We start from the raw sequence: 26,887 nt of genomic DNA, 5'->3' as shown, positions 1-26,887 counted from the left end.
CTAAAATTAATAAAAATGGGGAATTTGATTTCATTTATGAAGGAAGTAGCTGAAGGGCTTCGAAAAAGTGGGAATTATGGAACTGCTCATGTTTACAGGAGTAGCATGAATGCTATCATTGCATTTAACGGGAGCAGGAATCTGTCATTCAAGAAAGTGAATCAGGAGTTTCTTAAAAGTTTTGAAACGTATTTGCGGGAAAAGGATTGTAGTTGGAACACGGTTTCAACCTATATGCGTACATTGAGGGCGGTGTACAACCGCGCGGTTGACCGTCGTATGGCATCTTATATACCGCATCATTTCCGGTATGTTTATACAGGAACGCGTGCTGACAGAAAGCGTGCACTGGAAAAGGAGGATATGGAACGATTGATGAAAGAGCTTCCCAAACAAATTCATCAGGGAAGGGAGGTATTACAACGTACGCGCGCGTACTTTTTCTTAATGTTCATGCTTCGTGGTATGCCGTTTGTAGATCTTGCCTATCTTAAAAAGCAGGATATGGTGGGGAATGTGCTTACTTATCGTCGTAGAAAAACCGGGCGGCTTCTAACTGTGACGCTTCTGCCGGAAACTATGAAACTAATAAAAAAGTATATGAACACCGATTCTGCTTCTCCTTATCTTTTTCCCATACTGACTGGCGGAGAGAGTACCGAAGCTACCTACAGGGAATATCAGATAGCTTTGCGTAATTTTAACTATCAGCTTCTGTTGCTGAAACAAGTACTTGCATTGACTTCTGATTTAAGCTCATATACGGCTCGGCATACTTGGGCTACAATGGCATATTATTGCGAGATACATCCAGGCATTATTTCAGAGGCGATGGGACATTCATCTATTATCGTCACAGAGACTTATCTAAAACCTTTTAAGAATAAGAAAATAGATGAAGCGAATGTGACGATTCTATCTTCGCTGAAGAGGAGCTATGTTTGTGGCAAGTGATTGATTAATAGTACTGTTACTTTGTAGGTAACGGGAAGAAAAGACGCTGCAAATATGAGCATATTTCTTAAAACATCCAAACAAAATCGTACATTTTTTCTAATAAACTACTCAAAATAGGAATAAACACAGAAGAACACGTGGATTCTTTGTCTTAGAGCTTTGTTAACGTCTAAATTTTGCAATAGATTTCCCGCCCCTCTACTTTTTCTCATAAGCAGGGGTAAGAAGATTCGTCATATATCGTATTATTTTCTAGTATAGACTACTCTAAAAGAGCAGGCACAAGGTTTTTCCCGTTACCTACAAAGTAACGGGAAGAGGGGGAGTGAAGCGAAATAAATCATGAATTAGTACAAACAAATTTTTTATTTATTAATTGTATAACATTTAATTTACTTTTATGAGAAAATGGACGTATTTAGTCGCAACCTTGCTCATGGCAGGTACGACGGCGACATTCACGGGATGTATTGATACCGATGAACCGGAAGGCATTGCAGAACTTAGGGGAGCAAAGTCTGATTTTATCAAAGCTCAAGCTGCAGTTGAGCTTGTAGAGGCTGAATTGAGAAAAGCACAGGTTGCAGAGCAAGAATTAGTTAATGCAGGTTTGGCACTTCAGAATAAATCTGCAGAAATTGATTTGCAGTTGCATGAACTGGATATTCAGTTGAAGCAACTCCTGATTGAAAAGGAAGAAGCTGCTACTGCACAAGCAAAAGCAGAAGCGGAAGCTGCCATTGCAAAAGCGGAAGCTGACAAAACTAAGTGGGAAAATGAAAAGGCATTGATTGTTGAGCAGTATAAGGAAAAAATGCTTCTTGCCGAAACTGCCACTGCTAAAGCACAGGAAGCTTACAAACAAGCTATGGAACAGATTGAAGCTTCCAAGGTTTTGTTGACAGATGAAGAACAAGCTCGTTTGAATGGTGTACAAGCGCAAGTTGCCTATGCAAAACAAGCAATGGACAAGGCAATGTATGGATATTCAACAACTGTTATCAAAAGAATTCTGTCATCGGAAGTTGCGAATTCCACTACTACTACAAATCCGGATGAAAGCACGGAGACTAATTCTTCTACGACTAAGTATTATGTTTATCTTATTACTGAAGATCCTACCCAGTCTGCGGATGGCTATAAAGCCGGTAGCTTGAAAAAACTTCAGGAGCAATTAGCTAACTATTCTGATATAGTAGCTGATAATAATTTAGAAGCGGTTTTGGATAATGCATTGAAAAATGCAGAATTTGCTTTAGAAATGACGCAGAAGTATGCTGATAACTTGAAAGCTATCTTGGATAATGAGTATACTACTGTTGCAGATTGGGAAGCAGAAGTCAAGAAGCTGGAAGAAGAAATTGCTGCTGCAAAGGTCAAGGAACAACAGTATAATATTGAAAAAGGCAAGTTGGAAGTTGCTAATTCTAAACTGATATCTGACTTGGATGCTACTAGTAATAAGTTGGAGACTGCTAAAAATAACCAGAACTCTAACAAGAACAAAGCTAAAACAGCTGCAGCTTATTCTAAGAAAGTAGAGGCTGAAAGTGTAAAGAAAGGATTGAATGATGTAATACCTAGTGGAACAACTGTTGCTGGTTATAATTCTTCTACTGGTACTTTTGCCTATGCTAAAAGTATACAAATTACTGAAGCACAAAGTCAGATTGATGGTTGGGTTAAGCTGATTGATAAGGCTACTAAAGGTGTTGATTTGGAAAATATAGAATGGGCCAAACCACAATTGGCTACAGCTCTTGCAGCACAAAAAGAAGCTGAAGAGAACTATGCTAAAGATTATAAAGCATGGGAAGATGCAATGGCAGCTTATGATGAAAGTCTGAAAATAGAATTGGAGAAATCAGAGGTAGCCGCTAATGCTGCAATAAAGAAATATAATGGACTTAAACCGGAAGATAGAAAAAAAGAAGCTAATATTGATGCTGTAGCTACGGCTTTAGTTGCATACTATAAGGATGCATTGGCTAAAGAAGCACAAGTTACTAAGGCAACTGCGACAAAAGGAAGTGATACGAAAAAAATCTCTGCTTGGCTGATAGCAGACGCTAATAACTTTAAAAAGGTTGTTGGAATAGACTTAGGTATTATTGTTTGGGGAAATGATGGTGACATTACTACTGCAAATGAAATATCTACTGCAAATATTGGAAAATTAATGGAGGTAGAGCAAGATTCTAATGTAAAGACTCCATTGGAAAAGTGGAAATCTGCTTCTTCTGCTGTATTTAGCGATAATTTCAATTCAGCTAATAATCCAAGAAGATTGCCGGTAACTAAGGACGAAGTAATAGCTGCGGCTGGTGGTAATCATGTAGATGCTTTGAAGAATGGTAATTATGGTTCTCTTGGTAAGATGATTTGGGCAACAGCAGAAACGGCTAGTCTACAAGCTATAATTGATCAGGTAGAAACTTACAAAGCTTTGAAAGAAGCATTTACTGCTCAAAAAGCTGTAGAACAGGCTGCTCAAGATAAAGCAAATACTGCTTTGGCGGATGCTGTAGATAAAGCTAAGAAAGCTAACGACGAAGCCCAGGCTGCTTATGATAAAGTCTTTAAAGAAGTAAATGATAATATTGCAACAGTACAAAAAGAATACGGCAATAATGAAATTATCAAAGGTAAGATTGAAACGGAAATCACTGTTTATTTGAATAATAACTTTACTAATGGTGATTTAGGTTCTTTGGAGGCTATCAAAAATTTGGTTAAGCAAGAACATATGATTGCTTTGGCAAATGTCACTGCCGCTAAGGCCGATGTTGCTAAAGCTAAGAGAAATATAGAGAAATTAGCGGCAGGTACTTATACTGATACAGATTATATTACTGAATCATTGGCAAGTATCCAGGAAAAGATCAAAGTAAAACAGGCTGAATATGATGCTGCCAAGGCAGACTATGATGCTGCAAGCGCTCAATTGAAAGCACTTCTTGCTATCTTCTTGAAATAATTCCCTAACTACGTAAAAGTAACAAGATGATAAAAAAACTATGCACATTACTTTTGCTGACCTGTATGACAGCTGCGCCTTCAATGGCGCAGCATTACAGCAGCAGTGATGATGCGTCGTTTGCCCCGAAGAAAGGACAGTGGCAGGTTTCAGTCCTGCTTGGTAGCGGAAAGTTCTTTAACGAGAACACCTCTTATCTGCTTCCTAAGTTCTCCAATGACGGAGGAGTAGTCGGACTTCCCAATGGAGGGAAGGATAACTCCGGCGATCTGAACCGCTATCTGAACATCGGGAGTCTGAATAATAATAGTCTGGTCAATATAGCCGGAATTGAAGGTAAGTATTTTGTGTCTGACAATTGGGATGTAAATTTCCAGTTCAGCATGAACGTTAGCCTCACTCCTAAGAAAGACTATGTAGAAGGAGACAACAGTGTACCTGACATGATTATCCCTGCGCAAAGTTATATCAATGCGCAGATGACTAACAACTGGTATGTATCTGTCGGTTCCAACTACTATTTCAAGACTCGCAACGAACGTATTCATCCATATCTCGGAGGCGCACTCGGCTTCCAGATGGCACGCATTGAAACGACCGAACCATACACCGGAGACACCTACAAGGATAGTGACGACTCGGAAGAACTTCCGTCACAGGTCTATGTTTCCGGAAGTAAAGCCGGTCAGATGTACGGTTTCAAAGTAGCTGCCGTAGCAGGTATTGAGTATAGCATTGCCAAAGGTTTTGTTTTCGGTTTCGAAATGCACCCTCTGGCTTACCGCTATGACTTGATACAGATTTGCCCGAAAGGATTTGATAAATATAACGCCAGTCACCACAATATCAAAATATTTGAAATGCCTGTAGTGAAACTGGGATTCAGATTCTAAGGATGAATGATTATACAAATGTATGAATGAAAAGAGAAAGCCGTTCTGCTGATAGTGCGGACGGCTTTTCTTTTTTAAAGAAGAATGAAGAGCTTAATGAACAGATATGTGAAACTTTTATCTTTTCTTCCGGGAATATGTCTGATAGTGGCTTGCACCGGGCATCAGATAAAAGGTTACGAGATTAACGGCAGTGCACCTTTGCCCGAATTCGAAGGAAAAATGGTTTATATGAAAGATGTTTCGAGCGGGCAGCCGGTAGATAGTGCAGAAATAATCCACGGAAAGTTTGATTTTTCCGATACGGTGACTATTGTGTCGCCCGTAGTAAAAGTGCTTTCTATTCGTGCCAACAAATCGGGACTGGAATACCGCCTCCCTGTTGTCATAGAAAATGGTAGTATCCAAGCCTATATTTCCGATGTGGTTTGCACAGGAGGAACAATGCTGAATGAACGAATGCAGGATTTTCTCATGGCTGTTGATGAATATTCTACAGCCTGCGAGAACAAGCAAACGGAACAGATAAAATCCGGATTTGCGGATTTATTGAAAAAATACATAGAAATCAATGATGACAATGCAGTAGGAGAATATATTCGGACTGCCTATCGTTCATCACTTTGATGCAATCAGATTGCTTTTAAGACTATAAACTAAATTTCCCACATAATAATATCCTCTCCAGATATTTCCTCCATATTTTTATAGAAGGGAATGTTGCATAAGAGAGACAGAAATGCGCCCTTGTGAAAGTCCATATTTCTGTATTGTTATGTTTTGAGGACGTTCCCGTATTTCCCATTCCCTTTTTCCCCCGGGAACGTCCTTTTCAATGACCTTCTGTTGTATATCTCATATAACTTACACTGTATGGAAGAATCTAGTGGATCTGTACTATTGGTAACTTTTCATACAAAGATAGTGTTTTTTACAAATACTTTATATCTTTGCAAAACAATGGCATATGCCGGGATTTAACCATACCACTGAAAATATGAAAACAAAAACTTTATTAGGCTTCTTTCTTCTTTCTGTTATGGCTTTTTGTGTATCAGCCTGTCAAGATGATGCAGAGATTATCTTATTTAGTGGTTCCGAACTGGTTGACGAAACAGGAACTTGTACAAACACTGTTTCTTCTACAGTCTTGTATCTTAACGGATGGGAAGCGGAGAATATCGGGATAGCCAATGGAAAAGGTGGCTACTCTGCACAAAGCTCCGATGAAACAATTGTGACAGCAACAGTCATCGACAACCGATTATGGCTTAGTTCGCATGGTAAAAAAGGGAAAGTAACGGTTACCGTTACTGATAAGGATGGTAATTATGTCACCCTGCCTGTGACTGTTTCTTATGGCGTATTGACATTTATGTGCGTCGACCAACCTGAATTTCAGGTTTCCAGACCCAGTGAAGATATGTTGTCATTGGATTCGGAAAGCGAGTTGCAGGAAAAAGTGAATGTGGCAATGGCTTCTTATTCTTTTATAAATAAAGGAGATATCTGTATTTTGCGGCCGGATGATGTATATCATTTATCTGAAGAAGGAACAGGAGGGAAATTCATTTATAAGACAGAGGATGAGCAAATTCTTGTTGAAGGAACATACCAGATAGAGTGGGCTTCATTGGGTGGAAAACAGAAAAAGGCTTTTGTCTTTACATATATAGATAAAAATAATATAGAGCAACAACACACGTTTTTTAATTTTAGTCCGTATTTAGGAACTCAAAGTTCTACAAGAGAAAGAGGACCGATTACTACGGCATGGTTGGAGGAGGTATCCGATTCACCTTATCTGGAAGGAGTTTTGCCAGCGGATAGAACAGTTGTATATTGGGTGGATACAGTGATTTCCAGTTTGTCTGCCGAGGATTTATAATCATCCGGAAGGATTTATCGGTTCACATTTGAAATGATTCTCTTCGAAATTAACTTTCTTTTTGTGGTAAATAAAAAGGCACGGAAAATCTTTCATTCCCGTGCCTTCTCTTTGTATTTGATACCTTTACGGTATTGTTATGCGTTCAAAGCCTGTTCGATATCAGCAATGATATCATCCGCATTTTCGATACCTACCGATAGGCGGATCAGGTCCGGACGTACACCGGCTTCCATCAGTTGCTCATCCGTCAACTGGCGGTGAGTATGGCTTGCCGGATGGAGCACGCAACTGCGTGCATCGGCTACGTGAGTAACGATAGCGATGAATTCCAGTGAATCCATAAACTTGATAGACACATCACGTCCGCCTTTCAGACCAAAGGAGATGACTCCGCAAGAACCGTTCGGCATATATTTCTGTGCCAGGCTGTAATATTTGTTGTCCGGCAGACCACAGTAGTTTACCCAAGCTACTTTCTCATTTTTAGAAAGATATTCGGCCACTTTCTGTGCGTTACGGCAGTGTTGAGGCATACGCAGGTGCAGTGTCTCAAGTCCCAGATTCAATAAGAAAGAGTTTTGCGGGCTTTGGATGCTGCCGAGGTCACGCATCAGTTGCGCGGTTGCTTTGGTGATATAGGCACCTTTGCCAAATGCTTTCGTGTAAGTCAGCCCGTGGTAAGACTCGTCCGGCGTACAAAGTCCCGGGAATTTTTCTGCGTGAGCATCCCAGTCAAAATTACCGCTATCTACGATACAGCCACCTACGCTTGTAGCGTGTCCGTCCATATATTTGGTAGTAGAATGAACTACGATGTCAGCTCCCCATTCAAACGGGCGACAGTTGATAGGAGTAGGGAAGGTGTTGTCAACAATCAAGGGGACCCCGTGACTGTGTGCGATACGTGCGAACTTTTCAATATCCAGTACTTCCAAAGAAGGATTGGAAATTGTTTCGCCAAACAAAGCCTTTGTATTCGGTTTGAAAGCAGCAGAAATTTCTTCTTCGCTGGCATCCGGATTTACGAAAGTCACATCGATGCCTAGTTTCTTCATCGTCACTCCGAACAGGTTGAACGTACCTCCATAAATAGCGGAAGAACAAACGAAGTGATCTCCTGCCTGGCAGATATTAAAAATGGCATAGAAGTTGGCAGCCTGACCGCTGGAAGTCAGCATAGCGGCTACACCACCTTCAAGAGCGGCGATTTTGGCGGCAACGGCGTCATTCGTTGGATTTTGCAGGCGGGTATAAAAGTAACCACTGTCTTCCAAATCGAACAGGCGGGCCATTTGCTCGCTGGTATCGTATTTGAAAGTTGTACTTTGATAGATGGGCAATACGCGTGGTTCGCCTTTTTTAGGCGTCCATCCAGCCTGTACACACAGGGTTTCCGGTTTGAATTGTTTTGCCATAATGTTATCGGGTTTTAATGTTTTATTTCAAAAAATGTTTTAATGCTGCAAAAGTAGGGAAAATAATTGTATTTTTGCCCTGTTTATGAGTGAAATGATAACTCTTGCGAAGGAGATAGTTAATGTAGTTATGAAAAATAAACTCTATATTCTTTTATTCTTAGCTTTTCTTTTTTCGGGCACAACTCTTTGGGCGCAGCAGAAGGCAACTCCGAAGGCAGGTGAGGGCATCTCTTCTTTTCTGTTGAGGCACAACCGTTCTCCGAAGAAGTATTACGACGATTTTATAGAGTTGAATAAGCAGAAGCTGGGAAAGAATAATGTGCTTAAAGTAGGCGTGACTTATGTTATTCCTCCGGTAAAGAAATCGACAACTACTTCTGCCAAGACTACTCCTGCCAAAAACACGGGTGCCAAGAACACAACTTCCGAAGGCGCCGGGACAAAGCAAGCATCTTCAAAAGCTAAATCGACAAAAATAGGAACCACCATCAACGAACCTCTGTTTGGAAAGCAACTGGCTAATGTGAAAGTCACTTCCAACCGTCTTGCCGGTGCTTGTTTCTATGTGGTCAGCGGACACGGAGGTCCCGATCCGGGAGCTATTGGAAAAGTGGGTAGATACGAACTGCATGAAGATGAATACGCTTATGATATTGCACTCCGTCTGGCACGTAACCTGATGCAGGAAGGAGCCGAAGTGCATATCATCATTCAAGATGCCAAAGATGGTATTCGGGATGATTCGTATCTGTCGAACAGTAAACGTGAGACTTGTATGGGGGATGCAATTCCTTTAAATCAAGTGCAACGCCTTCAGCAACGTTGTGATAAAATAAACGCCCTTTACCGGAAAGACCGTAAGAATCACTCTTATTGCAGGGCGATTTTTATTCATATCGATAGTCGTAGTAAGGGAAAACAAACGGATGTCTTTTTCTATTATTCGAATAAAAAAGGAGACAGCAAACGATTGGCGAATAATATGAAAGATACGTTTGAGTCAAAATATGATAAGCACCAGCCTAATCGGGGTTTTTCCGGCACAGTGAGCGGGCGCAACTTATACGTGCTTTCCCATACCACTCCCGCTTCCGTTTTTGTGGAGTTGGGCAATATCCAGAATACGTTCGATCAGCGTCGGTTGGTGATAAATTCCAATCGTCAGGCACTCGCAAAATGGCTGATGGAAGGCTTCCTGAAAGATTACAAAGAGAAGAAATAACATTTTTGCTTCTCTTTTCGTGAACAAAATAAAAATCTGAATGTTTTATATATGCAAATCGCCTGATGGCTACTTGTAGGTATGCGAATATATATGGGCTAGTGAATATGCCTCCCCGGCATAACAGGAAGATTGCATAGTAGTTTTGTCGTGTTTTATTTTGTGTTTGTGTTGTGACGGTGCTGCGATGTGAATCGGGGTGCCGTTTTTTTTCGTTTCTCTTGAATTCATTAAAAGCACGTTATTTCATTTTCTTATCATATTATTGAATAAAATCTTATCAATCCTGTGAACAAAATCCGGAAGTGTATGTTATTTATTGTGCAAATCGCCTGATAAAGCTTCTTGTGTGTATGCGAATATAGATAAGTCAAGCAAGGTATGCCTCCCCGGCATGACAGGAAGATTGCATAGTAGTTTTGTCGTGTTTTATTTTGTGTTTGTGTTGTGACGGTGCTGCGATGTGAATCGAGGTGCCGTTTTTTTGTGTATATAAAAAGACTTACTCATAAAAAGAGGGCTTACAAAGATTCTAAAGTATATCGTAGAATCTATGTAAGCCCGTCTTGATGGGAGGGTGCTTTATGCACACCTTATCTAGTTGTTATAAAGGCATATTACCGTGCTTCTTGGGCGGATTTGTCTGCATCTTGTTTTCCGTCATTTCTAGTGCCTGAATCAGACGTTTGCGAGTCTGTCTCGGATAAATGATTTCGTCAATATATCCCAGTTCGGCAGCCTGATACGGAGTAGCAAACTTTTCTTTGTAGGCTTCCAGTTCCTTAGCCTTTGTTGCTTCGTCAGCTTTGCGGAACAGGATATTGATGGCACCGTCTGCACCCATCACTGCAATTTCTGCGCTGGGATATGCGAAGTTCACGTCAGCTCCGGTTTGCTTGGAGTTCATTACGATATAAGCGCCGCCGTAAGCTTTGCGGGTAATAACAGTCAGTTTGGGAACAGTAGCTTCTGCGAACGCATAAACTATTTTTGCGCCGTGACGGATGATACCGTTGTTTTCCTGCGTATATCCCGGAAGGAATCCCGGAACATCTTCGAATGTAATCAACGGAATATTGAAACAGTCGCAAAAACGGATAAAACGACTTGCTTTGTCGCTGGCGTCGATGTCAAGAACGCCGGCAAGATAAGCCGGCTGATTGGCTACGATACCTACCGAACGACCTGCCATGCGGGCAAAGCCGATGATGATATTCTTTGCAAAGTTCGGCATGACTTCGAAGAAATAACCGTTGTCTATCACGCGTTCGATAATGTCTTTCATATCATACGGTACGTTCGGATCTGCCGGAACGATTGTATCCAGAGAAGCGTCTTCGCGGTTGGTTTCGTCGGCGCAAGGTTGTTTCCTGGCTTCATCCATATTATTCTGCGGTAAGAAAGACAACAGTTCGCGGATACTCATCAACAGTTCTTCTTCGGAGTTGCACATAAAATGCGTCACACCGCTCTTGCTGCTATGTGTCATTGCGCCACCCAGCTCTTCTTTGCTTACTTCTTCATGAATCACGGTTTTTACTACATCCGGACCAGTCACGAACATGTGACTTTTTTCTTTCACCATAAAGATGAAATCGGTAAGGGCAGGAGAGTAGCAAGCGCCTCCGGCACAAGGACCTAGGATGGCCGAAATCTGTGGAATCACACCGCTGGCCATTGTGTTCTGATAGAAAATATCCGCATAACCGGAAAGGCTTTCGATACCTTCCTGAATACGTGCGCCACCCGAATCATTCAGAGCGATAATCGGGGCACCGTTCTTCAACGCAAGTTGTTGTACTTTCACAATCTTTTTGGCATTGGAAGCAGACAGTGAGCCGCCATATACGGTAAAGTCATAAGCGTAAACAAATACCTGGCGACCGTCTACCTTTCCGTAACCTGAAACAATGCCGTCTCCCGGAATTTTGTTTTTATCCATGCCATAGTTCGTACAACGGTGAACCATCAACTTGTCTAGTTCAACGAAAGTACCTTTATCGAGCAACATCTCAATACGTTCGCGAGCAGTCATTTTACCGCTTTCGTGTTGCTTCTCTATTTTATCAACGCCTCCACCAAGAGAAGCGATGCGGTCACGTTCCTCGAACGTGGCGTATGCTTTATTCATTTCTTCCATAATGCAATCCGTTCTTATATTATGCAATCGGTTCTAATGTTATTAATGTCTGGTCGCCGGTTATGTTATCACCTTCCTGAACCAGAATTTCTTTAATGCGGCAGTCTGAAGTCACTTTGTAGTTACTCTGCATCTTCATGGCTTCGATAACGATAGCGGTGTCTCCCGCCTTCATTTCCTGGCCGACTGCAACAGGTATTTTCACTACTTTGCCCGGCATCGGAGAAATGATACAGTCATTCTGTTCTTCTTCCCCTTTCTTGCGCATACGCAGATATTTTGCTTGGCTGTCCACTATTTCTACATTGAAACTGCTATAATGCGTATTCACTTTATAGCTTTTTCCGTTATCACGGCGAATCAGCTGTGCGTTCGAACTGCGTCCGTCCATCAATATGTTGCAAGTACCGTTTTCTGCCATCACTACGTCTGCTTCAAACGTTTTTCCATCAATGGTGAGCACTACCTTGTTATCTTCCTTGCTGACCAGTTCTACTTCGGCCACACGGTTTCCTATATGAATTTCCATAATTGAATTCTCTTTGTTAAAATTTAGATTCTCAACACACCCTTATGCAATCCGAACTCTTTCCACTTGCTGATGGGGCGGTTGTCGGCAGCCATACCGCTGTTGTTCTCTTCGAGATTCATCAAATAGTCTATATAAGCAGCGATCAGGGCAATATTTTCGGAATATTCGCTGGTGCGCGTAATCCGTTGTTGCAGAAACTCGCTGTTCTTGGCGATGAATCCTGTGTCATAATGACCTTCTACAAAATCAGGAGTATCCATGATGGCACGCAGATAACTGATGTTGTTTTTCACTCCGGTCAATTTATATTCGTGGAGAACACGACGCATCCGCTCAATCGCATATTCGCGATTGGTAGCCCATACAATCAGTTTACCGATCATCGGGTCATAGTAGATCGGAATTTCATATCCTTCGTATACATAACTGTCAATACGCACACCGATACTGTTCGGCTCTGTAATCTGTTTGATGATACCCGGACTTGGCATGAAATTCATTTCAGTGTCTTCGGCACAGATACGACATTCGATAGCGTGCCCGCGTTGCTGGATATTCTCTTGTTTCAGTTGAAGCACTTGTCCGTCGGCAACTTTAATTTGCTCTTTCACCAAATCTACTCCGATCACTTCTTCCGTAATTGGATGTTCCACCTGCAAGCGGGTGTTCATCTCAAGGAAATAATAGTTGCGGTGTTTATCAACAAGGAATTCGATAGTACCCGCACCGATGTAGTTCACAGCTTTAGCCGCCGCTACCGCTTTTTCACCCATGTCTTTTCGCAGTTCGGGAGTGACGAAAACCGAAGGAGTCTCTTCCACGATTTTCTGGTTACGGCGTTGCACGGAACATTCGCGTTCGCACAGATGAATGACGTTTCCATGCTTGTCACCAAGAATCTGGAACTCGATGTGATGAGGCTCTTCAACGAACTTCTCCAGGTAAACCGTGTCGTCGCCAAAGGAAGACAATGATTCGCTCTTGGCAGTGGTATAAGCTTCTTCCACTTCTTCGGCACTGTGGATGAGGCGCATACCTTTTCCACCACCGCCCATAGAGGCCTTCAGCATCACCGGATAGCCGATTTTATTGCAAAGCTCTATGGCTTCTTCCACGCTTTTCAGGTTGTCTTGTGTGCCGGGAACTACGGGTACTCCCGCCTCAATCATTTTGATACGGGCAGCAATTTTATCTCCCATAGCTTCCATTGTTTCCGGATTGGGTCCGATAAAGATGATTCCTTCTTCCTGACATCGACGGGCGAAGGTGGCATTCTCGGACAAGAAGCCGTAACCCGGATGAATGGCGTCTGCATGAGCTGCTTTTGCCACTTCGATGATTTTTTCTATATTCAGATAACTCTCTTTGGATGCTGCCGGCCCTACGCAATAAGCTTCGTCTGCATAAAGCACGTGCTTCGCGGTCCGGTCTGCTTCGGAGAAGATAGCGATACTCGTTATCTCCATTTCCCGGCAGGAACGCATCACCCTTACGGCAATTTCACCGCGATTGGCTACTAAGATTTTTTTTATCATACTTTTTTCAATTAAGTACATACTTATTAATGTCTTCCCGTCTAATGGACATACTCCACCCGACGAAAAACAGTATTTTTTTGATTTGGGGCTTAACAAGTGATACTCTTTCTCCTAATCCACGAGGAGAGGGGCGTCTTACACAAAATGGCAGGTCTTCTGACTGACTCTTGTCTTATTTGCCTTCCCGAATAACATCAGTGGCGTTAAATTAGTTCAATTATAAGACATTGAACAGAGTTTCACAGCAGCGGGACTGTCCGGGATTTACACCCGGTTCCCTATTAATCATCGTCCGTTGGATACGGATTCTGAACCATTTTGGGGGGCAAAGATAAATAAATATTGAATAGGATGTTCCTTTTTTGCACGAAAGTTTCAATTTTGTGCAATGCTTGTCCTTAGTTCGGAAGATAAAGTGATAGGAGCAAAGTATGATGCGGAGAAGTCTTTTCGCCGTACGGAGATTATTTGCCTGGATATTAATTGCTGGTCGGGTAAATACAAACGGGTTTGATTCTTTAATTTGTGTGTAACCTTGCTTCTTTTCTAAACCATCTTTCTCCTGATATTGTTAGGTTGATAGTTATTAATTAAAAGGAGATATTCATTATGAAAGAAAAGAAAATAGCTAGTGAAGAAAGAAACCAGGAGAAGCTGGCTAACGGTGATTGGGTAATGGCAGAGTTTTACGCAACGTGGTGTCCTCACTGCCAGCGCATGAAACCGGTTGTTGAAGAGTTCAAGAAACTGATGGTAGGAACATTGGAAGTGGTGGAAGTGGACATCGACCAAGAGCCTGCCCTTACTGATTTTTATACGGTGGAGTCGACTCCTACCTTTATTCTTTTTAGAAAAGGGCAACAGCTTTGGCGGCAATCCGGCGAATTACCTTTGGAAAGATTGGAAAAAGCAGTGAAAGGATTCAAATTCTGAAAAAGATTTTAATCTAACTCCACGGATATGGATTTTGTCACTTTTGTCACAGATAGTATAAAGAAAGCACATGTATACTGTGCTGCTTGGATACAGTTATTTTAATAAGGTGATAGCAGTTTTTATCTAATACTTCTTGGTTTTAACTAAGTTTGATAGAACTGCTATCATTATATCCACTTTTTTAGTGTATTCTTGGAAAAACTACTATCTTTGTACTGTCGTAATAATTAGAGAAATGGTTATTGAGTTTGAAAAGGAGTATCTTTCAGAACTTTATTATGAAGGTAAATGTAACGATAAGAAGCATCGTTTTCAACCTCAAGTAATAAGGAATTATGTGAAGCGAATTGTCACTTTGGCTGAAGCATTGAATGTAGAAGCGCTTTATCCTTTAAATTCGTTGAATTATGAAGTATTGACAGGGAGTAAAAAAGATATTTCCTCTATTCGGATTGATAAACAATATCGACTGGAATTTAAAATATCGACTACGGACTCTGAACCAATCATAACTATTTGTTCTATTATTGACATAACAAATCATTATAAATAAGAATAGTATGTCTAACTTAGGGTATTCTTTTATTCCGGTGCATCCGGGAGAGATTATAAAAGAAGAATTACAATCTCGTGGTATATCGCAGAAACGATTTGCGGAAGTGGTAGGCGTGTCTTATACGATGTTGAATGATATATTGAATGGGCGTCGTCCTGTATCTACGGATTTTGCCTTATTGATTGAAGCTGCTACCAATATAAATGCGGAAATGCTGATGAATATGCAGACAAGATATAATATGCAGATTGCCCGAAAAGATAAGAATGTTATAGCGCATTTGGAGAACTTACGGAAAATATGTGCCACATTGTTATAATTTAGTTCAACCTCAACTCATGCAGGCATGCCTGCACTTCTTCAAGACTGCCGGTATGTTTTCCTTCATCATCCGACAGTTTGATACATTCCCTCCACTCCTGATTGACATTCATCTTGCATTGCGTCAGTTTCATCACGATGTTCGAAGGTTCGAACCCGGTATCGTTGGTGAGATTGGTGCCGATTCCGAAAGAGCAGCGGATTTTGTTTTTGCAGTATTCTTGAATGTCTAATGCTTTTGTAAAGTCGAGGGCATTGCTGAATACGATGGTTTTGGTTGTCGCGTCGATTCCCAACTCTTTGTAGCGGGCAACCAGTCGGTCGATAAACTCAAATTCATTACCGGAATCGCAGCGCACACCGTCGAAAAGTTTAGCTTGTTTACGGCTAAGGTTACTAAGGAAGATGCCGGAAGTATAGGTATCGGAAAGTGCGATACCCAAATCACCGTCATAAACATTCACCCAGTTTTCGAGTGCCATATAATTGGCATGTTTATATCCGAACTGTGCTCCATGAAACATAAACCATTCGTGAGGGTGAGTCCCCATCATTTTCATTCCATATTTCATTGCGAAGTTGCAGTTGGAAGTCCCGGTGCAATATTGCGCTGTCTCGTTCAGTCTTTTGATAACAGTTTCCTGCACATCAATAGAGAATCTTCTCCGTGTACCAAATTCTGAAAAGCGGAGCTGATGTTGGTTCGATAACTCTATTTTCTCCGACAGTTTGCAAAGAATCCCGTTCATATCTGCTACATGGCCGAAGAACCGGTTTTTGATTTCAGAAACAATAGCGAGCAAAGGCACTTCATATAAAGTCACTTTATAAAGCAAGTCAGTCACTTCGATGTGGAGATGACAGGCTTCATCCAGATGAATATCAATCTTATTCGGGTCGAAACGAAAAGAAGACAACCACTCCCAGTAGACTCTCGGGAGAAATCTGCAATTCTTCGTCATGTATTCCAACTCCTCTTCCGTGAATCTCAACTGACTAAGATTCTTGATCTCTGCCTTGAGTGTTTCCAGAAAAGCTTCGGTATACTTTGTTTCGTTCCGGTCATTGAAACTAAAAGTACCCATTGCATAGGGGAACAGTTTGATATAAGCGTACGAGGTGGTAAACTTATAGAGGTCTGTATCTAGTAGTGTTTTAACAATCATGACGTTCGTTCTTTTCTATTAATAACGTTGTAAAGTTAGTATTTGTTGAACGAAATAATAGCCTGCTGACAGATAATTATTCCATTTTTGGGATCGATTTATACCTGATTATCTGATATTATCATTAATTTTGCCGTAATTATGTATTAAATAAAAGATATTTGGTATGAAAAACGCTTTGGTATATAGCTGCGTATTACTGTTGTTATCATGTGGCGGAAAAACCGGAGGAACTTCGCAATCTTCTTCCACGAATCAGGAAACACAGGAAAACGCTTTAAGCGAAAAAACTACTGCTATTTCCGAAGCTTTCTCTATGGATTTTTATAAAGGAAGTGATTGGATTATTCCTGATACGCTTTCCGAATCATTGCTAAAAGAACCGGAAGCATCTTCTTTGAAGGTCTATGACTCCGACAGTATTTGCCGGAAACAAGTAGATGGCGTGGAACGTTGTTTTTACAAGGACTCATTGATGAACGGTGCTTATAAGCACTTTTATTTTCGCTCGACTGATTCTTTTGTGTCGGAACCCTATTATTCGGTAGTTGTTTATAAAGACGGAATAAAGAACGATACGGTGCGTCATTACAGTATCTCTTCCCATTGTATGACAAGTCGTATAATCACTCTTGACAGTATTTGTGAACTTTATCAATCTTATTATTCCAACGGATATCCCCATATCTTTTACCAGGCTACACGAGGTAAACTTAATGGAGTACGTCAGAGATGGTATTATGATGGAAAGCCGGACTGGTTTGAACACTATAAAGATGGGAAGCTAAACGGAGAGGAAATGAGATGGCATGCCAACGGACATCTATGGCAGGTTAATCATTATATTGACGATCAGGAAGTGTTACCGACCGAATGTTGGTATTATAGCCATTCGGAATACGCTTATAATGACCCTGACGGGGTAGCGGAGGCTCCCGACTGGTATGAGTATAAATATCAGGCATCAGAAGGGACTCCCTTTTATTACATTCAAGAAATTTATGCATTGGAGAACGGCAAAAAGTATCTTCTGAAACGAAAATATTTTGAAAAGGATTCCGATGAGCCGATATACTTCATGGATGATAAGTGTGATTCTGTAAAACGAAGCATTGTGACGGTCGGAACTCAAAAGCGGCTGGATATAAGGAATTATTCTGGCGGGCGGCTACGTCGTTTCGAGAGTTATCCGTACTCGGAGAAAGGCGTGCCGGGTGTCATGACTGAAATTTATTCTGAAGAAGGCAACCGGATTGCAAAGAGTATGTATGACTATCATAGTGGAAGAATGATTTCCTTGCGTATGTATAGCAATACAGGGGCAGACGTGAAAAAACTTGAATTTGCTGAATATACGAATATGAAGGCGGATAGTTGTAATAAACAGCTTGATTCTGGTAAAGGGCGTTATACAGACAATCAAAATAAACTGTCCGTGCGCTGGAAAAAGGGGGAACTCGCACTGCTGAATTCTCCGGCGAAAGAAGATGAAGATGGATTTATAAAATGGTACTATGATGGGTATCAGTCTGATTACGGTCTGCATTTTTTTCACTATTCAGGGTTTGAGAGCTGGGGTTATTTTGTGATGAGTGATGTTACAGGAGAAGTTTACGAATATCGTAGTATAGATACTCCTTTATTCTGTGGAAAATCCGGTCTTTTCCTTGTTGTAGATGAAAATCCGTATAAGGAAGAATGTTATGTCCGCGTTTACAAGATGCTTCCCGAAGGACGTTTGGCGGAAGTTGCCGCACTCAATCGGGGAGGAGGGGATTATTTTGAGGTTGATTTGGACGATTTTGTCTGGGTGGGTGAAAGTTCATTCATTGCCAATAAAAAAACGTCGGAAGATGAACTTCAATGTGACTTTTACGGAGGATGCTCTGACAGTTGCCTGGAAGAGTACAGGAAGTGTGGCTATCTGCAAATCGACGAAGACGGCTGGGGGTATGTGCGCGTCGATCTTCGTCCTGATGCTTTGCAGACTAAGCAGGAGCTTCCGTCTTCACTAGAAGCTATTAACGAAATGAATGCATGGGTAAAGTCATTGTGAAACCCAGAAACAATGGAAAATCATGCATCCACTCTTCCCCCTTTTCGATAGATATTTTAAGATCATTACTGTCTATTCTACTAATTCCCGGTTGCATCCGCTATTGATAAATAGCGAAAGAAGCCATATTCCCATTATTGTCATTTTATTCATTGTATTAAAGTTATGTTCTATGATAACGCTACTGTCGGGTTATGAGCAGTCAGGCCACCATCTACGACGATTGTTTGTCCCGTGATGTACCTTGCATCGTTCGAAGCCAGAAAAGCGATGGCAGCTGCGACGTCTTCCGGTTCTCCTAAATAAGGAGTGGCACATTGGCCGAGGAAGATGTTGCGTACATCTTCATTCAGGTTATCCAATGCCGCGGGGGTAAGTACCAATCCCGGGGCTACGGCATTGCAGCGGATATTTTTCTTTCCCATTTGGGTAGCGATGTATTTCGTCAGGTTGATGACGCCCGCTTTGCTGGCACCATATAATGTACCGTTAGCATCAGCAGTAAGTCCGCTTATGGAAGCTACGTTGACAATGTTTCCGCCGCCATTGGTAGTCATGATAGGGATGACCTGTTGAGAAAGGTACATGGTACAGCAGAGATTCAGGTGGAATGCCTCGTCAAAGTAATTGATATCCAGCTTCTCGATGTTAAGGTCACGTTTGGGATCGGTTCCTCCTACATTATTAATCAGTACATCTATTCGTTGATATTCATTCATAGAAAAATCAATCAGCTCTTTGCAACTCTGGAGTTCGGTGGCGGAGAAATAGACATGGCGCACGTCGGCCCCTGCATGAGTAAGTTCGTTGGCAAGCTGTTCCGCCTTTTTTTCAGAATGGTCAGCGATGACTACTTTGCCCCCTTCGGAGACAATGCGGCGTGTGGTTGCTTCGCCGATACCACCGGCAGCACCGGTGATGACAACTACTTTATTTTCGAATCTGTTCATATATTGGGAATTTGATAGTTACCTTCTATTAGAAACAGCTGGCAGAGGAATTTGTTAGACCTCATAAACGCTCTTTAATAAGATAAGGTGTCCGATTGGAAAACATTTGCATCTCCTCCGGTTTTATGCCCTGATTATTTAAGAAAACTGTTAAATGTTAATGCTTAACCGCTTATTTGTTAATACGGTTCAGATTCTATTAAACCATGTTATAAGATACGCTGCATTGGGCCGAAAATTTGGAGATAACCGAAAAGTCCGTATCTTTGTACTGTGTTTTTCATAGTATTAGATTTAAGGTTAACAAAAGATTGGCTGTCTGGGATAGATAGCCTTTTTTTATGCCTGTAAGTCAGATACGGATCAGGAAGACTAAAACAACGAATATTGGTTATCCCGCAGACTCTTCATCTCCCGTTCCTTTACTATATCATCTTCGGATAAATGACCGATGAGCAACGGCGAGTTTTTATCATGTTTCTTCATATTATATGCTGCTGTATTATAATTACCTTTGATGGCATAGCAATAAACACATCCGTTCAGACAACTTTCATAAGTCCCGATATCAATACTTTCGATACAGTTGCAGATATTACGCTGGTTTTTATCCTTTTGAGCAAGGATAGGATAACCGGTGATCTTTTCAATCAGCCCTTTATCAATGCACAAGCCGCTGGGAATACCCAAATGTCTTAAATCTACCTTGACGGTACAAGTGTCCAGCTGTATACCGGGATAAATATCTATTGTCTTTTTAAAGGAGACGGCCATTTCTTCTATTTCCTCTTTGGTCAGCGGATTGATGTTGAATGGTTGTATCGAGTTTCGGATATGGGGGTAATGATCTATAAATCCCAACATACATTTCGAGGTATGGTCTTTGAGTTCATGGGCAATCCGGGCGAATGCTTCCTGGTGGAAAGAAACGTTGTATTCCTCATTCGTCAGTATCGGATCATATCTCCAAATCATTTTTTCTCTGCCAATTTTGTCTGCCAGCTTTTTAAAGGTATCAATTCGTTTATCGATAGATGGCAAACGATTCTCCAATTTTTCTCCGTAAGGGTTGAGTGTAAATTGGAAGTAATAGTTGTAATCCTGTAATTTATCCAGCTGGTTAAGCATCGGGGCCGGGTTCTTGGTCCAGAATACGAAACAATCAACCACAGCAGGAGATAAGGAAATCCTGCTAATCATTTTCGGATGATAAGGATTGGGCACTAATACATATCCTTCTTTTATCCGGTTGAAAAACCATTGAGAATAGAATGCCGGAATATCTGTCCGGCGGCTGGCACTGATTATCATAGTTCAAAGTTACGAAAAAAAACAATGTCGTTTCCATGATTAGCCTTTTTTTCTATTCTTACTTATCCGGGGAGCAACTTATGTGAATGAATATGTTAAATGTTAACGGATGAAGTCTGAAATGTTAATGCGATTCTCGGAGTATTAAACCCTGTTACAATATCGTCTGTTTAGGCGCTGAAATTTGCTATTTATCTGAAATATGGTACCTTTGTACTGTGTTTTTTTCATAAGTATTAGATTTAAGGTTAACAAAAGATTGGTTGCTCGTGATGAGTAGCCATTTTTTGTTTTTATACACGTTGGTTGCTTATTCCTTAATCATCGTTAGCAGCATTTTAAATTTCTCCACTACACTTCTCGAATATGCATTGTTTGTCTATAACAAAAAACGATTTTTATTGTTATAGTACGAAAGACTTAATAAACGAACCATTATGAAGAAGAATATTTTATTTTTCGGAGCACTTGTAGGTGCTCTCTTGTTGGTTTCTTGTTCGGGAGGAAACAAGAAACAGGCTGCGTCCTCTGTCGCTTCGGAGGAATTGGACAATGCCAGTAAGGTGATAAACTATTATCATACATCGCTTATCGTGTTGAGGCATGTAGCCAATGCGAAAGACATAAATGCAGTTTTGGGATATATGGAACAGACAGGAAAAGTTCCTGAAGTATCTCCGATTGCACCACCTGAAGTATCTGCCAGAGATACAGCGGAATTGATGGATCCGGGAGATTATTTTAATATAGAAGTCCGTCAGAATCTGAAGCAGAGTTATCGAGGACTTTTCAGTGCAAGGACGCAATTCTATGATAATTTTAATAAATTCCTCTCTTACAAGCAGGCAAAAGAGACTGCAAAGATCGGCAAGCTCCTCGACGAGAACTATCGGCTTAGTGTAGAAATGTCGGAATATAAACAAGTGATCTTTGATATTCTAAGCCCTCTGACAGAACAAGCTGAAAAAGAACTGCTTGCCGATGAACCGTTGAAAGATCAAATCATGGCCATGCGTAAGATGTCCGGCACCGTGCAAAGCATCATGAATCTCTATTCACGCAAACATGCGCTGGATGGTATGCGTATTGATATGAAGATGGCCGAACTGAAGAAAGAACTCGAAGCTGCAAAGAAACTTCCTGCTGTCACAGGTTATGATGAAGAACAGAAGAATTATTATAGCTTCCTGACTTCCGTAGAATCATTTATGAAAGATATGCAGAAAGCCAGAGATAAAGGTAGCTATTCCGACGAGGACTATAATGCGATATCGGAGGCCTACGAATACGGACTTTCCGTTATCTAAAGAATCTTCCTCTGTTTGAATGTGAGCTACAATCATGCTCTTTCAAACAGAGGATGTTTTTTTTTAAGAAAAGGTTTGCCGTCTTTTCAATTGTACCTTATTCTCAAATAAGGATCCTGCCTTAAATCCTTATCTGTTTATCATTCCGGCATATCTGTTCTTAATAGGACGACTCCCTAATTTATAAAAAGTCCTTTTTTTACTATACCTCTTTAAACAGGAGCTTTACTTTTGCATTTGAATTAAGAAATAATATCTTTGCTCTATGCAATCATTTCAACTCATAAAACCCTGTTTGGCGCTTGCTCCTTATATACGGCATTACTGGATATTGCAAGACGATTCAGTGACTCCGGTTTCCGAACGGACTCTGCCCATTGGCTGTATGCAACTGGTATTTCATAAAGGGAAACAACTCCTTTTGTCGGGCGAGTCGGAACTACAACCTCAATCCTTTATTTCCGGACAATCGGTCGGCTTCTCGGATGTACAGTCGACGGGTAGGATAGAAATGATTACTGTTGTTTTCCAGCCTTATGCAGTCAAAGCATTGTTTCATATTCCCAGCCATCTGTTTCACGGACAAAATGTAGATACCGATGCGATGGAAGATGTAGAACTGTCGGATTTGGTGAAACAGGTCACTGACACTTCTGATAATGCCGTTTCTATTCGTTTGATAGAGCAGTTTTTCCTTCGTCGTTTATACACCCTTCCGGAGTATAACCTCAAGCGGATGTCTGCTGTGTTTCATGAAATAAACCTCCAGCCACAAATCAACATTGCTCATCTGTCGGAAACGGCCTGTTTGAGCAGTAAGCAGTTTGGACGTATCTTTGCCGATTATGTCGGCACTACTCCCAAAGAATTTATTCGCATTGTCCGTATGCAGCGGGCATTGTCAATGTTGCAGCAGGATGCCACTATCCCTTTTGTACAAGTAGCTTACGAATGTGGCTTCTCCGATCAGTCTCACATGATAAAGGAATTCAAACTCTTTTCCGGTTACACCCCTGCAGAGTATCTTTCTGTCTGCGCTCCTTATTCCGATTATTTTTCCGAACTTTAAAGATGTCCCTTTTTTCCTATCAGGCTTCCTCGTGTTGCCCTACTTTTGCAGTGTCTTTGCAAAGGCTTAGTAGTAACGATAAAAAAGAAACGAAATGAAAAAACTAATTGCATTTTTTGAGATTCCTGCTTCCGATTTCCATCGGGCTGTCGATTTTTACGAAACAGTATTGGGTATGCAACTTCCGACTTTTGAATGTGAAACAGAAAAAATGGCTTGTTTCACAGAAGAAGGTGAAACCGTTGGTGCTATCTCTTATGCTTCAAATTTCGACTTTCTTCCTTCAACGCATGGAGTGCTTATCCATTTCAACTGTGAGGATATAGAACAGACCTTGGAAAAAGTACTTCTGAAAGGAGGGAAAGTAGTCATTCCCAGAACAAAGATCGAGGCGGACGGCAAAGGATGGTTTGCCGTATTCACTGATAGTGAAGGAAACCGGATTGGCATTTATGCTGAAAAATAACAGGTAGGAGAGAGGAAGGCAGCCTGTTATAGCATAATATGCTTTTAGATGCGGATAACGCAAAATGACACGGATAAGAAGATTATAAATCTGCTAAATCCGTGTCATCCGCGTCTAAAAGATAGACTTATCAGGGTTTTGCACTATCCCCCAAAAAAAGTCAGACGTTAAATCACATCTTTATTCATTCTCTTTATTCCGCCATTTGTCTGTCCGCATTATTCTACCGGAATATAAATTTCCGTCAACAACTCTTCGGGAGCAGTGTCGCATGGATTGTTCAGATAACGTTCCGCGCTGGCTTCATCACGCAGCGTACATTCCATTTCGGGCAGACACTTTCCGTAAATCGTATCATACACAGCTTGCAAATTGTCATACGGACCTTTATACAAGAAGATAGCATAACGTCCGGCCGGGATCACCTTAAATCCGACATCACTTTTTGGGGTTACCTTTACAGGCATTACCATACATACGTCTGTACGCAGTTTTTCTGCCGGTGTCACTTTCGGATCATCGTGATAGATGCAAAGCGGGCTGAAATCTCCCATCGGCAACTGTTGTTCTTTGATGAATTGGAATAAACGGCCCCAGGTGCCACCGTAATCATTCAGTTTGTAATCGCCGGTGAGACGGATATAAATCACATTCCGTTCGGAAACGTTTCTGATCTCTCTTTTTAGTTCCAGGTCTGGCCTGATAATCGCTGGTTTCATAATTACAAAGTTTTTATTGTTTCTATACTCTAAAGGTGAAATGCCATAAAATTGCTTGAACACTTTCGACAACGAAGAAGGAGAAGAGTAACCAATCCGATAGGCTATGTCGGCAATCGGAACATCCGAGTAGCGGAGTAGACGTGCGGCAGCTTCTGTCCGCGTCCGGACAATAAACGTACCAATCGGTTCACCGAGAAAAGCTTTCATGATCCGGTGAAAGTAAAAAGGAGAAAAGTTTGAAATTCTGGCCAGAGATTTTAAATCAATGTCTTCTCCCAAATGTTGGTTGATGTATTCCACTACAACATTTACGCACTTTTGATATTCTTCTTTCGTTGTTTTTTTCTGTTGCATAACTTATTCTGGTATTTCACTCCGCAAAGGTATTGGTAAAAAAGCGAAATGACTTGTCCGATATTGCGGAAATGTCAATTTCCTATTTTCTTTCTGTGATTGCCCGATTCCTGTTTTGAGAATTTATTTTGATATATAATGTTCCTTTTAGTGGTGTTATGGTACGAATTATTACCAAGTTTTTAATCACTAGACGCGAAATTGATTTCTTTGTTTTAAATAATGTCAAAAACTAAAACAAAAAAGTTGGTTTTGTTATAAACAATTATTAAAATGACTATATTGTAACCAAATTATTAATAAAAATAGCCATGGATAAAACAATTGTAGGGAACAATGCCGGAAAAGTTTGGTGTGCCCTGAAAGAAATTGGTGAAATTTCAATACCTGAATTGGCAAGAAGATTAAACCTAAGCGTAGAAAGTACAGCATTGGCGGCCGGTTGGCTGGCAAGAGAAAACAAAATTTGTATCCAGCGAAAGAACGGATTAATTGCTTTATCTGATGAAAGCACTTTCCCTTTTAGCTTTGGATAATTACAGATTTTGCGAGTGAGTATCTTTGGATTTCCGTTAACTTGTAAGTAAGAAAATGTCGATATAAGGTATCACATGCAAAGTTTGAACTTAAGAAGTTTAATATTTAAAAGAGTTGCTCCGTAATAGGGCAACTCTTTTAACGTATAATAAACGTATAAAAATATCAAATCGTTCTTGTTGATAGGTAAAATATAGATACTTATATTTCGCAATAATAATAGTCGATTTTTCTTTAAAAGTTCTACTTTGGAGGATTTGTTCAGAATCCTACCCGCTTTCTTCCTAAAGAGAAATCCATGCCTTCGTAATTATAGATTTCAGCCAGTGTCATAGGTTGTGTCTGTTGGGGGATATCCAGTCCTTCTTCCTTTATTAGTTGGTTTACTTTGTCGGTTGTCAGGTCTTTAAATTCGTACCGGGCAGCCAGACGTCCTTTTCTAAGCAAGGCTTCGTCGATATCTTTTAGTGGAGCGTTGAATGTGCAGATAAATTTGATACATAATTCATCGCTTAATAGTCCGTCGCTGATATTCAGTATGTTGACTAGTCCGGCATTCATGCGGTTGCTTCCGTTGCGGCTTGACAATAACTCTTCGCAATCTTCTACGATAAAGATAGAATTTTTTTGTTGACGGATAAAAGTGATAAAGCTAGGGTCCGAAAGTTTGTCTACCAGGTCGCCGCTCATATAAATCATTCTCTTTTTTCCGAGATTGATAAGATGACGGATATAAGTTGTTTTCCCCGTACCTTGTTTCCCGTGCAGAATGATTAAACCGCTTTTATTCTCCTCTAATAGGAAGTTTTCGATTTCAGCGGCTACGGGAGCAAAATCATTGTTATAGTGGCGGTCAATCTGAATGCCCGGCTTATTGATTTGCGATTGTTTCAGGCTGAAGTAGTTATGAGCGTATGTTACTATAAATAGGTTGTTCAGTTTCTCATTCTCCTTTTTGTGGTTTTCGCAAATCTGATTGATACGATCGATTTCTTCCTTATCAATATTGGAATAGGCTATTTTTGTGCAATTATCAAAATAGCCAATCATTAAATTCTTCTTGCAGATAACGATGCAATCATATAACTCTTTTGTAGATGTATCTTCTTCTTCCTCCTCTTCCTCTTTTTCATTCTCAAAATGATTGCAATATATATGCTCGAATATATCGAACGCATCGTCTTGCTGATAAAGTTCTTTGATTTCTTTCAGGAAATCCTGGTTTACTTTATATTTCACCATTTTCATAGAAGGGAATCGTTTGAATATCTGATAGAATAGACTACAAATGCTACTGTCGCTGAACCAGCCTGTGGAGTAATCGAAAATATCTGTGAAATCTGCGAGTGTGTATTCTTTACTCATTTTTTCTTTTTATATAAATAGGACGGCAAAGGTACTAAATAAATCTATGATATGGACTTATCCGATTTCTCATTTTCTTGAAAAACATTGGTATGATAGTTTCCTGCATTTATATCAGCGCGCCCCCTGCAAACGATTTTTCATTTTCATTTCTCATATTCTCATAAATAATACGGTAATTATATGTAAATCAATAATATAAT

Annotated in this window: 23 protein-coding genes and 1 riboswitch; of the genes, 14 read left to right on the top strand and 9 right to left on the bottom strand. The window is 40.7% G+C overall.

Going from position 1 to position 26,887, the window contains the following annotated elements:
- Positions 1–15: 15 nt before the first annotated feature.
- The 5 genes from KFO40_RS07730 to KFO40_RS07710 all read left to right on the top strand — a co-directional run bounded on the left by KFO40_RS07730 (position 16) and on the right by KFO40_RS07710 (position 6,715).
- The gene (locus KFO40_RS07730) at positions 16–954 is read left to right on the top strand and encodes a tyrosine-type recombinase/integrase (RefSeq protein ID WP_074708701.1); all 939 of its coding nucleotides are present in this window, start codon (positions 16–18) and stop codon (positions 952–954) included.
- Between the two features lie 403 nt (positions 955–1,357).
- Positions 1,358–3,934 carry a hypothetical protein gene (locus tag KFO40_RS07725; protein WP_121960492.1) on the top strand — a complete coding sequence of 859 codons (2,577 nt, stop codon included), beginning with the start codon at positions 1,358–1,360 and terminating at the stop codon, positions 3,932–3,934.
- 26 nt (positions 3,935–3,960) lie between these two features.
- Complete coding sequence (locus KFO40_RS07720) at positions 3,961–4,827, top strand: BT1926 family outer membrane beta-barrel protein (RefSeq protein WP_049702173.1); 867 nt, start codon at positions 3,961–3,963, stop codon at positions 4,825–4,827.
- 84 nt (positions 4,828–4,911) lie between these two features.
- Complete coding sequence (locus KFO40_RS07715; protein ID WP_008026606.1) at positions 4,912–5,454, top strand: DUF4369 domain-containing protein; 543 nt, start codon at positions 4,912–4,914, stop codon at positions 5,452–5,454.
- Positions 5,455–5,794: 340 nt separating this feature from the next.
- On the top strand, positions 5,795–6,715 hold the full coding sequence (locus tag KFO40_RS07710) for a hypothetical protein (protein ID WP_211146230.1): 921 nt from the start codon (positions 5,795–5,797) through the stop codon (positions 6,713–6,715).
- 137 nt (positions 6,716–6,852) lie between these two features.
- Here the strand turns inward: KFO40_RS07710 and KFO40_RS07705 are convergent, their stop codons facing one another.
- Positions 6,853–8,133 carry an O-acetylhomoserine aminocarboxypropyltransferase/cysteine synthase family protein gene (locus KFO40_RS07705; protein WP_004306892.1) on the bottom strand — a complete coding sequence of 427 codons (1,281 nt, stop codon included), beginning with the start codon at positions 8,131–8,133 and terminating at the stop codon, positions 6,853–6,855.
- Between the two features lie 130 nt (positions 8,134–8,263).
- Here KFO40_RS07705 and KFO40_RS07700 point away from each other — a divergent pair, with 130 nt between their 5' ends.
- Positions 8,264–9,358 (top strand): N-acetylmuramoyl-L-alanine amidase, encoded by a 1,095-nt coding sequence (locus KFO40_RS07700; RefSeq protein ID WP_117684067.1) that lies wholly within the window; start codon positions 8,264–8,266, stop codon positions 9,356–9,358.
- A 604-nt stretch (positions 9,359–9,962) separates the two neighbouring features.
- On the opposite strand, the gene KFO40_RS07695 is transcribed toward KFO40_RS07700, so the two are convergent.
- From KFO40_RS07695 to accC, 3 genes are read right to left on the bottom strand one after another with little or no spacing between them, the layout of a single operon-like run.
- The gene (locus KFO40_RS07695) at positions 9,963–11,498 is read right to left on the bottom strand and encodes an acyl-CoA carboxylase subunit beta (protein WP_008026609.1); all 1,536 of its coding nucleotides are present in this window, start codon (positions 11,496–11,498) and stop codon (positions 9,963–9,965) included.
- 19 nt (positions 11,499–11,517) lie between these two features.
- Positions 11,518–12,027, bottom strand: coding sequence for an acetyl-CoA carboxylase biotin carboxyl carrier protein subunit (locus KFO40_RS07690; RefSeq protein WP_004316076.1), 510 nt, complete (start codon positions 12,025–12,027; stop codon positions 11,518–11,520).
- Positions 12,028–12,050: 23 nt separating this feature from the next.
- On the bottom strand, positions 12,051–13,565 hold the full coding sequence (gene accC / locus KFO40_RS07685; protein WP_004308984.1) for an acetyl-CoA carboxylase biotin carboxylase subunit: 1,515 nt from the start codon (positions 13,563–13,565) through the stop codon (positions 12,051–12,053).
- 131 nt (positions 13,566–13,696) lie between these two features.
- Positions 13,697–13,901, bottom strand: a riboswitch (cobalamin riboswitch).
- 276 nt (positions 13,902–14,177) lie between these two features.
- Here accC and KFO40_RS07680 point away from each other — a divergent pair.
- The 3 genes from KFO40_RS07680 (at position 14,178) to KFO40_RS07670 (ending at position 15,379) form a co-directional block, all read left to right on the top strand.
- Positions 14,178–14,501 carry a thioredoxin family protein gene (locus KFO40_RS07680; protein WP_118195969.1) on the top strand — a complete coding sequence of 108 codons (324 nt, stop codon included), beginning with the start codon at positions 14,178–14,180 and terminating at the stop codon, positions 14,499–14,501.
- Between the two features lie 238 nt (positions 14,502–14,739).
- Entirely contained in the window at positions 14,740–15,057 is a 318-nt protein-coding gene (locus KFO40_RS07675) for a type II toxin-antitoxin system RelE/ParE family toxin (protein ID WP_004308987.1), read from the top strand.
- Positions 15,058–15,064: 7 nt separating this feature from the next.
- On the top strand, positions 15,065–15,379 hold the full coding sequence (locus tag KFO40_RS07670; RefSeq protein ID WP_004308988.1) for a HigA family addiction module antitoxin: 315 nt from the start codon (positions 15,065–15,067) through the stop codon (positions 15,377–15,379).
- A gap of 1 nt (position 15,380) precedes the next feature.
- Here the strand turns inward: KFO40_RS07670 and pncB are convergent, their stop codons facing one another.
- Complete coding sequence (pncB, locus tag KFO40_RS07665) at positions 15,381–16,547, bottom strand: nicotinate phosphoribosyltransferase (protein WP_004308989.1); 1,167 nt, start codon at positions 16,545–16,547, stop codon at positions 15,381–15,383.
- A gap of 166 nt (positions 16,548–16,713) precedes the next feature.
- Here pncB and KFO40_RS07660 point away from each other — a divergent pair, with 166 nt between their 5' ends.
- Positions 16,714–18,603: a toxin-antitoxin system YwqK family antitoxin gene (locus tag KFO40_RS07660; RefSeq protein WP_008019372.1), complete on the top strand. Its 1,890-nt coding sequence runs from the start codon at positions 16,714–16,716 to the stop codon at positions 18,601–18,603.
- A 170-nt stretch (positions 18,604–18,773) separates the two neighbouring features.
- Here KFO40_RS07660 and KFO40_RS07655 read toward each other — a convergent pair whose 3' ends face one another.
- Together KFO40_RS07655 and KFO40_RS07650 are read right to left on the bottom strand one after the other, a co-directional pair.
- Complete coding sequence (locus KFO40_RS07655; protein WP_004308991.1) at positions 18,774–19,553, bottom strand: SDR family NAD(P)-dependent oxidoreductase; 780 nt, start codon at positions 19,551–19,553, stop codon at positions 18,774–18,776.
- A 372-nt stretch (positions 19,554–19,925) separates the two neighbouring features.
- Positions 19,926–20,864, bottom strand: a complete 939-nt coding sequence (locus KFO40_RS07650; RefSeq protein WP_004308992.1) for a DUF1848 domain-containing protein — start codon at positions 20,862–20,864, stop codon at positions 19,926–19,928.
- Between the two features lie 437 nt (positions 20,865–21,301).
- On the opposite strand from KFO40_RS07650, the gene KFO40_RS07645 reads away from it, so the two are divergent.
- The 3 genes from KFO40_RS07645 to KFO40_RS07635 all read left to right on the top strand — a co-directional run bounded on the left by KFO40_RS07645 (position 21,302) and on the right by KFO40_RS07635 (position 23,706).
- Positions 21,302–22,171, top strand: a complete 870-nt coding sequence (locus tag KFO40_RS07645) for a DUF6845 domain-containing protein (RefSeq protein WP_015531530.1) — start codon at positions 21,302–21,304, stop codon at positions 22,169–22,171.
- A gap of 265 nt (positions 22,172–22,436) precedes the next feature.
- Positions 22,437–23,240, top strand: a complete 804-nt coding sequence (locus KFO40_RS07640) for a helix-turn-helix domain-containing protein (protein ID WP_004308994.1) — start codon at positions 22,437–22,439, stop codon at positions 23,238–23,240.
- Positions 23,241–23,334: 94 nt separating this feature from the next.
- Entirely contained in the window at positions 23,335–23,706 is a 372-nt protein-coding gene (locus KFO40_RS07635; RefSeq protein ID WP_004317320.1) for a VOC family protein, read from the top strand.
- Positions 23,707–23,924: 218 nt separating this feature from the next.
- Here the strand turns inward: KFO40_RS07635 and KFO40_RS07630 are convergent, their stop codons facing one another.
- Positions 23,925–24,782 (bottom strand): GyrI-like domain-containing protein, encoded by an 858-nt coding sequence (locus tag KFO40_RS07630; RefSeq protein WP_015531532.1) that lies wholly within the window; start codon positions 24,780–24,782, stop codon positions 23,925–23,927.
- 311 nt (positions 24,783–25,093) lie between these two features.
- Here KFO40_RS07630 and KFO40_RS07625 point away from each other — a divergent pair, with 311 nt between their 5' ends.
- Positions 25,094–25,318, top strand: a complete 225-nt coding sequence (locus tag KFO40_RS07625; protein ID WP_004308997.1) for a winged helix-turn-helix domain-containing protein — start codon at positions 25,094–25,096, stop codon at positions 25,316–25,318.
- A gap of 262 nt (positions 25,319–25,580) precedes the next feature.
- Here the strand turns inward: KFO40_RS07625 and KFO40_RS07620 are convergent, their stop codons facing one another.
- Complete coding sequence (locus tag KFO40_RS07620; RefSeq protein WP_074708867.1) at positions 25,581–26,684, bottom strand: AAA family ATPase; 1,104 nt, start codon at positions 26,682–26,684, stop codon at positions 25,581–25,583.
- Positions 26,685–26,887: the final 203 nt, after the last annotated feature.

Origin of the sequence: Bacteroides sp. 1001302B_160321_D4, from assembly GCF_015667765.1 — a bacterium.
In the GTDB taxonomy this organism is placed as follows: domain Bacteria; phylum Bacteroidota; class Bacteroidia; order Bacteroidales; family Bacteroidaceae; genus Bacteroides; species Bacteroides xylanisolvens.
The sequence above is the reverse complement of the archived record's forward strand: the minus strand, read 5'-3'. Positions and strand labels throughout refer to the sequence as shown.

Excerpts from the sequence above, each read along its gene's own strand:
- KFO40_RS07730 (WP_074708701.1), top strand. The coding sequence starts at position 16 with ATGGGGAATTTGATTTCATTTATGAAGGAAGTAGCTGAAGGGCTTCGA.
- KFO40_RS07725 (WP_121960492.1), top strand. The coding sequence starts at position 1,358 with ATGAGAAAATGGACGTATTTAGTCGCAACCTTGCTCATGGCAGGTACG.
- KFO40_RS07720 (WP_049702173.1), top strand. The coding sequence starts at position 3,961 with ATGATAAAAAAACTATGCACATTACTTTTGCTGACCTGTATGACAGCT.
- KFO40_RS07715 (WP_008026606.1), top strand. The coding sequence starts at position 4,912 with ATGAAGAGCTTAATGAACAGATATGTGAAACTTTTATCTTTTCTTCCG.
- KFO40_RS07710 (WP_211146230.1), top strand. The coding sequence starts at position 5,795 with ATGCCGGGATTTAACCATACCACTGAAAATATGAAAACAAAAACTTTA.
- KFO40_RS07705 (WP_004306892.1), bottom strand. The coding sequence starts at position 8,133 with ATGGCAAAACAATTCAAACCGGAAACCCTGTGTGTACAGGCTGGATGG.
- KFO40_RS07700 (WP_117684067.1), top strand. The coding sequence starts at position 8,264 with ATGAAAAATAAACTCTATATTCTTTTATTCTTAGCTTTTCTTTTTTCG.
- KFO40_RS07695 (WP_008026609.1), bottom strand. The coding sequence starts at position 11,498 with ATGGAAGAAATGAATAAAGCATACGCCACGTTCGAGGAACGTGACCGC.
- KFO40_RS07690 (WP_004316076.1), bottom strand. The coding sequence starts at position 12,027 with ATGGAAATTCATATAGGAAACCGTGTGGCCGAAGTAGAACTGGTCAGC.
- accC (WP_004308984.1), bottom strand. The coding sequence starts at position 13,565 with ATGATAAAAAAAATCTTAGTAGCCAATCGCGGTGAAATTGCCGTAAGG.
- KFO40_RS07680 (WP_118195969.1), top strand. The coding sequence starts at position 14,178 with ATGAAAGAAAAGAAAATAGCTAGTGAAGAAAGAAACCAGGAGAAGCTG.
- KFO40_RS07675 (WP_004308987.1), top strand. The coding sequence starts at position 14,740 with ATGGTTATTGAGTTTGAAAAGGAGTATCTTTCAGAACTTTATTATGAA.
- KFO40_RS07670 (WP_004308988.1), top strand. The coding sequence starts at position 15,065 with ATGTCTAACTTAGGGTATTCTTTTATTCCGGTGCATCCGGGAGAGATT.
- pncB (WP_004308989.1), bottom strand. The coding sequence starts at position 16,547 with ATGATTGTTAAAACACTACTAGATACAGACCTCTATAAGTTTACCACC.
- KFO40_RS07660 (WP_008019372.1), top strand. The coding sequence starts at position 16,714 with ATGAAAAACGCTTTGGTATATAGCTGCGTATTACTGTTGTTATCATGT.
- KFO40_RS07655 (WP_004308991.1), bottom strand. The coding sequence starts at position 19,553 with ATGAACAGATTCGAAAATAAAGTAGTTGTCATCACCGGTGCTGCCGGT.
- KFO40_RS07650 (WP_004308992.1), bottom strand. The coding sequence starts at position 20,864 with ATGATAATCAGTGCCAGCCGCCGGACAGATATTCCGGCATTCTATTCT.
- KFO40_RS07645 (WP_015531530.1), top strand. The coding sequence starts at position 21,302 with ATGAAGAAGAATATTTTATTTTTCGGAGCACTTGTAGGTGCTCTCTTG.
- KFO40_RS07640 (WP_004308994.1), top strand. The coding sequence starts at position 22,437 with ATGCAATCATTTCAACTCATAAAACCCTGTTTGGCGCTTGCTCCTTAT.
- KFO40_RS07635 (WP_004317320.1), top strand. The coding sequence starts at position 23,335 with ATGAAAAAACTAATTGCATTTTTTGAGATTCCTGCTTCCGATTTCCAT.
- KFO40_RS07630 (WP_015531532.1), bottom strand. The coding sequence starts at position 24,782 with ATGCAACAGAAAAAAACAACGAAAGAAGAATATCAAAAGTGCGTAAAT.
- KFO40_RS07625 (WP_004308997.1), top strand. The coding sequence starts at position 25,094 with ATGGATAAAACAATTGTAGGGAACAATGCCGGAAAAGTTTGGTGTGCC.
- KFO40_RS07620 (WP_074708867.1), bottom strand. The coding sequence starts at position 26,684 with ATGAGTAAAGAATACACACTCGCAGATTTCACAGATATTTTCGATTAC.